Source organism: Nonomuraea sp. NPDC050536, from assembly GCF_044457685.1.
Classification (GTDB): Bacteria; Actinomycetota; Actinomycetes; order Streptosporangiales; family Streptosporangiaceae; genus Nonomuraea.
The window spans coordinates 368037-379129 of record NZ_JBITHD010000008.1; the positions used below are offsets into that span (position 1 = coordinate 368037).

At 68.1% G+C, this 11093-nt stretch carries 10 protein-coding genes; 4 read left to right on the forward strand and 6 right to left on the reverse strand.

Annotated features, from left to right (window positions below; translation table 11 throughout):
• Positions 1–26 precede the first annotated feature (26 nt).
• The 3 genes from ACIBHX_RS24665 to ACIBHX_RS24675 all read left to right on the forward strand — a co-directional run bounded on the left by ACIBHX_RS24665 (position 27) and on the right by ACIBHX_RS24675 (position 3607).
• On the forward strand, positions 27–620 hold the full coding sequence (locus ACIBHX_RS24665) for a dihydrofolate reductase family protein (protein WP_397069559.1): 594 nt from the start codon (positions 27–29) through the stop codon (positions 618–620).
• Position 621: 1 nt separating this feature from the next.
• Complete coding sequence (locus tag ACIBHX_RS24670) at positions 622–891, forward strand: hypothetical protein (RefSeq protein ID WP_397069560.1); 270 nt, start codon at positions 622–624, stop codon at positions 889–891.
• Positions 892–1291: 400 nt separating this feature from the next.
• Positions 1292–3607, forward strand: a complete 2316-nt coding sequence (locus ACIBHX_RS24675) for an immune inhibitor A domain-containing protein (RefSeq protein WP_397069561.1) — start codon at positions 1292–1294, stop codon at positions 3605–3607.
• Positions 3608–3654: 47 nt separating this feature from the next.
• Here the strand turns inward: ACIBHX_RS24675 and ACIBHX_RS24680 are convergent, their stop codons facing one another.
• The 6 genes from ACIBHX_RS24680 to ACIBHX_RS24705 all read right to left on the reverse strand — a co-directional run bounded on the left by ACIBHX_RS24680 (position 3655) and on the right by ACIBHX_RS24705 (position 10312).
• Entirely contained in the window at positions 3655–4578 is a 924-nt protein-coding gene (locus ACIBHX_RS24680) for an ABC transporter ATP-binding protein (RefSeq protein ID WP_397069562.1), read from the reverse strand.
• Positions 4578–5522 (reverse strand): ABC transporter ATP-binding protein, encoded by a 945-nt coding sequence (locus tag ACIBHX_RS24685; protein WP_397069563.1) that lies wholly within the window; start codon positions 5520–5522, stop codon positions 4578–4580. Before ACIBHX_RS24685 ends, ACIBHX_RS24680 begins: the two co-directional genes overlap by 1 nt.
• Positions 5512–6504 (reverse strand): ABC transporter permease, encoded by a 993-nt coding sequence (locus ACIBHX_RS24690; RefSeq protein ID WP_397069564.1) that lies wholly within the window; start codon positions 6502–6504, stop codon positions 5512–5514. Before ACIBHX_RS24690 ends, ACIBHX_RS24685 begins: the two co-directional genes overlap by 11 nt.
• Positions 6501–7400 carry an ABC transporter permease gene (locus tag ACIBHX_RS24695; RefSeq protein WP_397069565.1) on the reverse strand — a complete coding sequence of 300 codons (900 nt, stop codon included), beginning with the start codon at positions 7398–7400 and terminating at the stop codon, positions 6501–6503. Before ACIBHX_RS24695 ends, ACIBHX_RS24690 begins: the two co-directional genes overlap by 4 nt.
• Entirely contained in the window at positions 7397–9079 is a 1683-nt protein-coding gene (locus ACIBHX_RS24700) for an ABC transporter substrate-binding protein (RefSeq protein WP_397069566.1), read from the reverse strand. The genes ACIBHX_RS24695 and ACIBHX_RS24700 overlap by 4 nt, the downstream gene beginning before the upstream one ends.
• A 105-nt stretch (positions 9080–9184) precedes the next feature.
• Positions 9185–10312, reverse strand: a complete 1128-nt coding sequence (locus tag ACIBHX_RS24705; RefSeq protein ID WP_397069580.1) for an aminotransferase class V-fold PLP-dependent enzyme — start codon at positions 10310–10312, stop codon at positions 9185–9187.
• 123 nt (positions 10313–10435) lie between these two features.
• On the opposite strand from ACIBHX_RS24705, the gene ACIBHX_RS24710 reads away from it, so the two are divergent.
• Positions 10436–10951, forward strand: a complete 516-nt coding sequence (locus tag ACIBHX_RS24710; protein WP_397069567.1) for a hypothetical protein — start codon at positions 10436–10438, stop codon at positions 10949–10951.
• The last annotated feature ends 142 nt before the right edge of the window (positions 10952–11093 follow it).

Consider the following 11093-nt stretch of genomic DNA (forward strand, 5'->3'; position numbering starts at 1 on the left):
CGCAAGCTGATCGCTGGAGGCGACGCATGAGTGACACAGAGCCGCAGACCGCAGACGGGAAGGTGCTCTGGCACTTCCTGATGTCGCTGGACGGTTTCGTGGCGGGGCCGAACCACTCCATGGACTGGATGACCGGGTTCTCAGTCCGCCCTGGCCTGCAGAGTGAGTACATCGAGACCACAGGCGCCGTGCTGGGAGGCCGAGACGGCTGGGATGTCATCAATGACAGCCGCCCGTACGGCGGCGCCTGGCACGGACCGATCTTCGTGCTCACCCACCACCCCGAGGACGCCAAGCCGGCCGACGGTGTCACGTTCCTGAACTGCGACCCGGCCGAGGCCGTGCGGATCGGGCTGGAGGCGGCCGGCGGCAAGAACCTCGAAGTGTTCTCGCCGACCATCGGCCGCCAGCTTCTCGAACGGGGACTGATCGACGAGATCGACCTGCACATCGCACCGATCCTGCTCGGCGAGGGCATCCGGCTGCACGACCACCCCGGCGGCAAGCCGATCCGCCTCCACCGCCTCGGCGAACACGACCCCACATCAGCCGTGAACGTACGCTACCGGCCCACCACAACGGCGAAGATCCCAACCGAGACACCACAAGGAAGGCACTGACGTGCCCCACGGCCTGCCGCCGGAGGCACGGTGGCGGTTAGTCATCCCGCTGCGGTTCCTGCTCGCGCTGCCGTACCTGCTGTTCGCACTGCCACTCAGCAAACCGGTCGCGGCCGGCGCGGCCGCGGTGACTGCGCAGTACCTGCCGGCGGGCGCGGCGATGACCGTGATGGCGGTGGCATCGCTCGCCGGCACCGCGGCGCTCAATCCAGGCCTGCGGCCGTCGAACGGGAAGCCGCCGCCCAGGCCGAAGCTGGAGATGGTCCGGTGAGCCGACTCGTCGACATGCCCGACGTGCGGCGACACTACCTCCTGATCCGGGGCAGGGACTCGCGGTTCGACAACGTCACCGACGGGCGGCTCCTCGTCACACCTCCACCTGGTGCTGGGTGAGAAGGCCGCCAGGCAGGCCGATATATGAACGTTCAAAGCCGGTGAGGCAGAGGGGAGATCGGCGCGGGCTTGCCGAGCAATCGGCGCTGGTCATGGCACATCTCCACGGAAGAGCGGCAGTCGTCCAGCTGGGCTGCCTCGCCACCGTTCGCAAAGGCGATCCCATTCGGGGAGCGACAGAAATCGCATTACGGACACATGGCCGTACGGAAGTTCTAGTCGAAGATCGCGATATGTGACATATTACGCGCCGAACCCCCTACCTTCAGGAGGAGCGCGTGCGAAAGTTCCCCGCCCTGCTCGCGTGCCTGGCGTTAGCGCTGGTCTCGCTCCAGGGCCCGGCCCACGCCGACCCCGCCACCGGTTCGCCGCCGGCCAAGTCCGGTACGGCGAAGCCGGGCGACGGCCACCACCCGGACGAGCCGTACGACCCCATCGCCATCGCGGAACGGGCGGACAGGACCTCCGCGATGCAGGAGGTGCTGGCCGCCCCGAGCCTTGCCCAGGTCAAGGTGGGCAAGCGGTATGTTGAACGTTCACTCGAACGCAAGGACCGTGACTTCGCGATCCTCGCCGAGTTCGGCGACAGGATCGACAACGAAACCCAGCACAACGGTCAGATCCGCTACGGCGGCACGCCCGGTCCGCAGCACAACATGATTCCCCGCCCCGATGCGAGCTACGACAACCACACGCTGTGGCGCCGCGACTTCAACCAGGCCTACTACCAGCGCAGCCTCTTCGACGACGCCGCCGGCGCCAACTCTCTGCGCAACTTCTACCGCCTGCAGTCCTCCGGCCGGTACGACCTGAACGGTGCGGTCTCCGACTGGGTGCGCCTGCCGTACAACGAAGCCCGGTACGGCACGCCGCGCTGTGATCCGGGCCTGGACTGCGACCTGCCGCTGTTCGACTTCGCCAAGGATGCGGGCAATGCCTGGTACCAGGCCGAGCGGGCCAAGGGCCGCAGCAGGGAGCAGATCATCGCGGAGCTGAAGTCCTTCGATGTCTGGGACCGCAACGACTACGACCACGACGGGAACTTCAACGAGCCGGACGGCTACCTCGACCGCGTACAGATCATCCACGCGGGTGTGGACGAGACCTGGGGCGGCGGCGCGCAGGGCGCCGACGCGCTGTGGGGGGTCAACCACGACGCCTACTGGAACCTGCGCGGCACCGACGGGCCGGAGTTCAACAAGCAGGGCGGCACCCAGATCGGTGACACCGGGATCTGGATCGGCAAGTTCCTGACAGTCGGCGAGAACAGCGGCGTCGGCCTGCTCGCCCACGAGTTCGGCCATGACCTGGGCCTGCCCGACCTGTACGACACGGCGGGCGGCGACAACGGCGTGAAGTTCTGGTCGCTGATGTCGGACGCCTCCTACCTGGCCGAGCGGAACGGGCCGCTCGGCGAGTATCCCGGGGACCTGGATGCCTGGAGCAAGCTGCGGCTGGGCTGGCTGTCCTACGACCGCGCGCAGGCGGCCACGGCCTCCACGCACACGTTGGGCGTGAGCTCGTACAACACCAAAGATCCGCAGGCGCTGCTGGTCTCGCTGCCACCGCACATCGAGCAGACCGAGCTGACCGATCCACCGCAGGGGCAATGGCAGTGGTGGAGCGGGCGGGGCAATTACCTCAACAACACCCTCACCCGCGAGATCGACCTGGCCACCGCCACCTCGACGACGCTGACCGCGAAGACGTGGTTCCGCATCGAGCAGGACTTCGACTACCTGTACGCCGAGGTCTCCACCGACGGCAAAGTGTGGAAGGGCGTCGGTGGCACCCTGGCCGGTCGGCCCATCCCCAGCGTCAATGGCGTGCCGGGGCTGACCGGGCACAGCGACTGGGCCGACCTGGCCTATGACCTCAGCCCGTGGTCGGGCCAGAAGGTGCTGTTCCGGCTGCGCTATTTCACCGACACCAACACCGTCGAGAACGGTTTCGTCATCGACTCCATCGCGTTGCCGGGGGTCTTCTCCGACGACGCCGAACAGGGTGACAACGGCTGGTCGGTCAGCGGCTTCAGCCGTACCGGCAAGATCGGCGTCAAGGAACACCCGCGCGCCTACCTGGTGGAGAACCGCCGCTATGTGGGCAATGGGACGTACCTCAAGACCGGTCCCTACAGCGCCGGGTTCCTCAACGATCCGAAGCGGGCCCAGATCTACGAGCGCTTCCCGTACCAGGACGGCGTGCTCGTGTGGCTCTGGGACAGCCTCTACTCCGACAACAACACCAGCCAGCACCTCGGCGAGGGCATGACGCTGCCGATCGACGCGCGGGCGATCCCCCTGCTGTGGCGCGACAACACCAAGGCGAACGGGCGGCTCCAGGTGTTCGACGCCATCTTCGGCCTGGGCAGGACCGACCAGCTCCGTCTGCACAAGGACGGGGCGCTGACGGTCTTCCCCGCCCAGCCGGGAGTGCCCGCCTTCGACGACCACACCGGCGTCTACTGGTACAGCACCTACCCGCTGCTGGGCGTCCGGCCGCCGGATACCAACACCCGGATCGAGGTCGTCGCGGAGGCTGAGCGCGGCCTGCGCACCACGGTACGGGTCGGCCCGTCCACACCGCTGACGTAGCACGTTCAACGGATGGCCGGGCTGCCACGCCCGGCCATCCGCGCACGTCACGGCTCCAGCGGAAAGTGGCAGGCCACCTCTCGTCCACGATGGACCTGGAGCAAGGGGCGCTCCACCGAGCAGATCTCCTCGGCCTGCGGGCAGCGGGGGTGGAAGTGGCAGCCCGGCGGCGGTGCGGCCGGGGAGGGAGGGTCGCCCTGGAGCACGATCCGTTCCCGCTTCCGCTCGACCTTCGGATCCGGCACCGGTACGGCCGACAGCAGCGCACGAGTGTAGGGATGGGCGGGGCTGTCGTAGAGCGCCTGCCGGTCGCCGATCTCGACGATCCGGCCCAGGTACATCACCGCGACCCGGTCGCTGACGCGGCGCACCACTGACAGGTCGTGCGCGATGAAGATGTAGGTCAGGCCCAGCTCGCGCTGCAGCTCCTCCAGCAGGTTGACGATCTGGGCCTGGACGGAGACGTCCAACGCCGAGACCGGCTCGTCGGCGATGACCAGCTTGGGCCGGGTGGCCAGGGCCCGGGCGATGCCGATCCGCTGGGCCTGGCCCCCGGAGAACTCGTGCGGGTACCGGTCGACGTGCTCGGGAATCAGGCCGACCATGTCGAGCAGTTCCCCCACCTTGGCCCTGACGTCGGAGATCCCCTGGACGACCAGCGGATTGGCGATGATCTGGCCGACGGTCTGGCGGGGGTTCAGCGAGGAGTACGGGTCCTGGAAGATCATCTGCAGGTCGCGCCGTAGCGGCCGCAGCTCCCGCTGCTTGGCGTGGGTGATGTCCCGGCCCTGGAAGTGGACCGACCCTCCGGTGGGCTCGAGCAGCCGGACGATCGCGCGCGCGGTGGTGGACTTGCCGCAGCCGGACTCGCCGACCAGGCCGAGTGTCTCGCCCTGCCGTACAGAGAAGGAGACGCCGCTCACCGCTCGCACGCTCTTGAAACGCATCTCCAGGTCGCTGACCTCGAGCATCAGGAACTCCCCAGGTGACAGGCGGCGAGGTGGGCAGGCGACCACTCGGCCAAGGTGGGCAGGCTGGTCTCGCAGACCGCCATCCGGTGTGGACACCGGGGGTGGAAGGAGCAACCGGGCGGCGGGTCGAGCAGCGAGGGCGGGGACCCGGCAATGGTCCGCATCGGTGTGTCGTCCGAGTCGTCCAGCCTGGGCAGGGAGTCGAGCAGACCATGGGTGTAGGGGTGGCGCGGCGCGTCGAACAGGGAGTCGGCCGTGGCCTGTTCCACGACTCGCCCGCCGTACATGACCAGGACCTGGTCCGCGACCCTGGCGATCACGCCGAGGTCGTGGGTGACCATGATGACGGCCAGGCCCCTTTCCTGCTGGATCCTCTTGATCAGCTCCAGGATCTGGGCCTGCACGGTCACGTCCAAGGCGGTGGTCGGTTCGTCTGCCACCAGCAGGTCGGGTTCGCAGGCCAGCGCCATCGCGATCATCACGCGCTGGCGCATGCCCCCGGAGAACTGGTGCGGGTGATCTCCGACGCGCTCCCGTGGCGCGGGGATGCCGACCTCACCCAGCGTCTCCACCGCCCGGCGCTTGGCGACCCGTCGCGAGGCGCCGAAGTGCAGACGGTAGGCCTCGGCGATCTGCTCGCCCACGGTGTAGTAGGGGTGCAGCGACGACAGGGGATCTTGGAAGATCATCGCCATCCGGTGGCCGCGCAGCCGGCGCAGCGTCTCCTCCGGCGCACCGACCAGCTCCTGCCCGTCGAACCGCACCGACCCCGTCACGGACGCGCCCAGATGCAGGCCCAGCAGCGCCAGGCTGGTCACGGACTTACCCGAACCGGACTCGCCGACGATGCCGAGCGTGCGGCCGCGGTCGAGGCTGAAGCTCACCTCCTGGACCGCGTGCAGGCCGCCGAAGGAGACGCCCAGCCCGTCAACGTCAAGAAGCATGGCGCACCCTCGGATCCACGACGCCGTAGAGCAGGTCCACGACGAGGTTGGTGAAGACGATGAAGAACGCGGCCAGCAGCGTGGTGCCCATGATCACCGGATAGTCCTGCCCGGTGATGCTGTCCGCGGTGAGCTTCCCGATACCCGGCAGGCCGAAGATGGACTCGGTGATGATCGCGCCGCCCATGAGCCCGCCCAGGTCCATGCCGAAGAGAGTGACGATCGGCGTCAGCGCGGCGCGCAGCCCGTGTTTGACCACGACCGTCCGGCGGCGCAGCCCCTTGGCACGGGCGGTGCGGATGTACGGCTCCGCCATCGTCTCGATCATCGAGGAGCGGCTCTGCCTGGCGTACATCGCGGCCGACAACATCGCCAGCGCGGCCCAGGCCAGCAGCAGGTTCTGCGCCCACGCCAGCGGATCTTCCCCGAAGGGGACGTAGCTGGGGTACGGCATGAGCCCCAGCCATCGAACGGAGACGAACAGCAGCATCGGGCCGACGAAGTAGATCGGCAGGGCCGCGGTGACCACGGTCGAGCCGACCAGCAGCCGATCGGTGACCGTGTCCTTGCGCAGCGCCGATGTCACGCCCACGGCGAGCCCGCCGACGAGCCAGAGCACGCTCGCGCCGATCGCCAGGGAGAAGGTGATCGGCAGGCCCTCCATCAAGATGTCCCAGACCAGTTGCCCGGTCTGCCAGGAATAGCCCAGGCAGGGGAAATGGCAGGCGATGGCGTACTGGCCGGTGCCCAGGGAGCGGCCGGCGAAGATGCCGGTCACGTAGTCGGTGAACTGGGTCATCAGCGGCCGGTTCAGCCCCATCTGGCTGCTGATCTCGGCCAGCCGTTCCGCTGTGCAGCTCTTGCCGCAGGCGATGAGCGCGGGGTTGCTGGGCAGGAGCGTGAAGATGACGAAGGTGGTCAGGCAGATCGCCAGCAGCACGCCCGCCGCGGCCGCCAGTCGGCGCACCAGGTAGAGGATCATGACCGCGCCCCTTTGGGGTCAATGGCGTCACGCAGCCCGTCACCGAGCAGGCTGAACCCCAGGATGACGAGGAAGAGGCAGAGGCTGGGGATCGCGAAGTAGGTGGGGGTCACGTCGTAATAGGTCACCGCGTCGGCGAGGATCTGACCCCACGAGGGGGTGGGCGGCCGGATGCCGATGCCGAGGTAGGACAGCGCCGCCTCGGCGCTGATCATGCCGGGCACCAGCAGCGTCGCGTAGGCGATGATCGGCCCGGCGACATTGGGCAGGATCTCGCGGCGCAGGATCCTGCCGACGCCGGAACCGCTGATCCTGGCGGCCTCCACGAACTCGCGTTCCCTGACCGACAGCGTCTGCCCCCGCACGATCCGGGCGATACCGGGCCAGCTGAACAGCCCGATCACCGTGATCAGCATGGCCAACCGATTGATGTGCGGCGTTACCGACATGATCGCGATCATGAAGATCAGGCCGGGGAACGACATGAGCAGATCCATCAGACGGCTGATCGCCGTGTCCACCCAGCCGCCGAAGAACCCGGCGGTGACGCCGAACAACGCGCCGAGCGTGAGGACCACAGCGGCCCCGGCGAATGCGACCAGCATCGAGACCTGGGTGCCCATCACGACCCGGGAGAACAGGTCCCGGCCGCTCACCGGCTCGACGCCGAACCAGTGCTCGGCGCTGAAGGCCTTGCGCGGCAATCCCGCCAGGTTGGGGTCGATGGCGGTGGGGTCAGGTTGGGTGGGGTCCCAGCCGCCGAGCCGTACCAGCAGCGGAGCCGTCAGGGCCAGCAGCACGAAGAAGCAGACGATGCCGAGCCCGATCATGGCGGATCTGCTACGGCGCAGCCTGTCGAAGGCCAGCCGCCAGGGCCCCTTGGATGGTGTGATCACTTCGAGAGGTTCGGGTCCTTGAGCCCGATCTCGGCGAAGTCGGGGTTGCCCTCCCAGATCGGGTTGCCCTTGACGTCCGCCACGTTCGAGCCGTACAGGTTGTTCTGCTTCACCAGCGAGATGGGAATGTAGGCGCCGGTGGCCATGACCTGCTCCTCCAATCCCAGCCAGGCCTTGTCGGCGGCGTTGGCGTCGGTCATCGAGTCGATCTCGTCGATCTTCTTGTCGATCGCCGGGTCCTTGAGCAGCGCGGCGTTACCGCCGTGGTAGGCCTCACTGATGAGACGGCTGTCGGTGATCATCGGCAGGAACGTGGAGCCGGAGGGATAGTCCGGGCACCAGCCACCGAACTGCAGGTCGGGCATCTTCGCCGGAGTGCTGTTGATGCCGCTCACCGCGGAGGTGTCCACCAGGTCGATCTGCAGATCGAACCCTGCCCTCTTGAGCCCCGTCTGCAGCGCCTCGGCCTGCGGCTTGCCTCCGGTGTTCGTGACCATGCGGATCTTCACCGGGGGCTGCACCCCCGCCTCGGCCAGCAGTGCCTTGGCCTTGTCCACGTCGCCGGTTGGCGGAATGCGCAGGATGTCGCGCTGCACGCCCCCGGTAAGGCCCGGCGGCAGGATGGCGCCGACGACCTGGGCCACCTGCGGGCCGCCGGCCGCGGTCTGCAGCGCGGTCTTGTCCACCGCGTACTGCGCGGCCATGCGGACCTTCTCATTGTCGAAGGGCGGCTTCGACGTGTTGAGGTAGATCAGGCCGGTGCAACCGTCGACCATGCTGCTCATCCGCTGCTGCGCCCGCGGGCTGGTCAAGATCTTGGGCAGCACGGACAGGGCGACGTCGGTATAGCCGATCGCCGAGCGGTCGGGCCCCTGGTCGGCGATGAGGCGGGTGTCACGGGCCGCGCCGCCCACGGACATGTTGACCACGATCCGGTCGGGGCGGGCCTTGCGCACGGGGTCCGTGGCAGGGTCCCAGTGCTCGTTGCGCACCAGGACGAGCTCCACCTTCCGCCGGTACTTCTCGATCTTGTAAGGGCCGGAGGAGAACGGGCGGTCGTCGTACTTGACTCCGGCCTCCTTGGCCTGCGGCACAGGGGCGAACGTGGGCAGGGTCACGGTCTCGGAGAATTCGGCGACCGGGCGCTTGAGGTGGAAGATGATCGTCTTGTCGTCGGGCGTCTCGATGGAGTCCAGGTGCTTGCCGGCGAGCGGGCCCGCGTACTTGTCGCTGACCAGGTATTTGCGCGCATAGTCGGGGCCCCCGGTGAGCTCCGGGGCGAAGGAGCGCTCGACGTTGTACTTGATGTCCTGCGCCTTGACCGGAGTGCCGTCCTCGTACTTCACGCCGTCCTTGAGGGTGAAGGTCCAGACCTTGCCGCCCTCGGACGGCCTGCCCAGGTCGGTGGCGAGGTCGGGGACGACCTCGGAGCTGCCTGCCTTGAAGGTCGTGAGCGTGCGGTAGAGCAGGCGTGTCCCGAAGCCCATGTCCCGCATGGTCCAGTTGCGTGCGGGGTCGAGATGGCCGAAGTCGGCGTTGTTGAAGACGGTCAGCGTGCCACCGTTGACGGGTTCGCCTCCTGCGCCGGTCGGGCGGGACTTGTCGTTGCCGCCGCTGCACGCGGACAGGCTCAGCATCAGGACTGTGGCCAGCGCGAGCAGGCCCTTGTTCCTTGTCACACGTCGCTCCCGGGTTTGAACGGGTGATGGACGATCTGAACGTGATCGACAGTAAATGTGTGACATTGCACAGACAAGCGGGCGTAATCAAATTGTTTTGAACGTTCATATCGACGACCTGAGTAAGGCCGGCAGCCCGGCCGCCAGGCGGTCGTAGTCGGTAGTCTGGTTGTAGATCTGCGCCGACAGGCGGAGCAGCCCACCTGGGTCGATCTTGATCTGGCACCCGAGGCGGTCGCGGACCTGCTCGCAGAGGGCGTCGGCCTGCGCCTTCGTCCTGCCGAGGCCGGCCGCGAGCCGTACCACCCGCATCGGCAGACGGGGATCTCCGGGCGGGGCGTCCACGCACAGGCTCGCCGCGTCCAGAGCCTCCGCGACGACTCGCTGCCCGTAGGCCGCCAGCGCCGCGTTGTGTCCCCGTACGCGCTCGGGCCCGAGCCACTCCAGCAGGTCGAGCCCGTACGGCGCGGCCAGCATGGCGGTGTAGTCACGCGTGCCCTGCCACTCCACCGCCTCCGGAAATCCCTCGCCGTAGGAGACGATCAGCGGCCTGACCCGCTCCCGCCAGTGCGGCGCGACGTGCAGCACCGCGGCTGGGCGCGGCGCGAAGGCCCACTTGTGCAGATTGCCGACCCAGAAATCGGCACCGATCGCCTCGAGATCCACCTCCAGAATGCCGGGCGCGTGCGCCCCGTCCACCAGCGTGACGACGTCTCGGGCGGCAAACTCCTTGACCAGCCGCTCGACCGGCAGCAGCCGAGCGGCGGACGAGCTGATGTGATCGAAGACCGCGAGCCGGGTGCGCGTCGTGACGCCGCCGAGGAGCGCTTCGACGGGATCGTCGCCCAGGCCGACCTTCACCAGCTTCGCCCCGGTCTCCGCGGCGCGCCTGCGCAGCGCGTGCTCCACCGCCGCGTACACGTGATCGGTGTAGAGAACCTCGTCCCGCACCCCGAGCGGCACGGACTCCAGCGCGACGGCGACCCCCTCGGTCGCGTTGGCGACGAAGGCGGCCCCAGAAGTGTTGAGGAAGGCCGCCACCCGCTCCCGCGCCCGCCCCAGCCGGGCGGGCAGCCGGGCGAAGAACAGGTCAGGGGCACGCTCCATCTCCGCTCGCAGCCACGACTGCCGCTCCTGCACCTCGATCGGCACCGCGCCGTAGGAACCGTGGTTGAGCTGGATGACCTCCGGTTCCAGTGAGAACATCTCCCTCGCGCCGGGGATCGGTGTCATCTCCACAAGACCTCCCAATGGTCAACGGGCATTCAACTCTTGATCACAATCAGGCAACGTCAAATGTGACATGGTACTGCTCCCGGACGGAATCTCCGCCCGGATGACCAAGGGGAGGGAACCATGCACAAGATCGCCAGCAGGCTCGCCGTCGGCGCGCTGCTCGTCGGCGCGCTCGCCGCCGTTGCCCCCGCAGCATCGGCCTCGGCCGCCACTACGGTCACCAAGTGCAGCAACTGGAAGCTGGTCGGCAACCGGTACTTTCAGTCCTGCATCGACGTCAGCGGCACCCAGGTCAGCACCTACGGTCTGGTCAGCTCCGCGGGCGTCACCGCTCCGAGCGACACCGGCGTCGGCCTCATCAGCTACAACGAGACGGCGAGCGCGCTCCTGGGCAACAAGCAGGGCACCGTGCACGTCGACAACAACACCGTGCGCTTCGACGGCTACACCACCGTCGCCGCCACGGGCCAGCGAATTCGCTCCACCGTGTACGTCCCGGGCCTGATCGGCACGGGCACCCTCGTCGGGACCGACGGCGCCACGTTCTGCGAGCCGATTCTCACCGGGCCGGCGGGGCCTGACGGCAAGCGGCAGTGCATCGAGGAGATCACTGTCTGGGCCTCCGTCACAGGCTGAGGCTACACCCGTGGGGGGGGGCGGGGGGGGGGGGCCCCCCCCCCCACCGGGGGGGGGGCCCGCGCGCCGGAAAATTTTTTTTTTAAAAAAAGTGGGAATTATATACCCGACCCGGCCCGGGGCAAAAAGGGGCCCCCCCCCC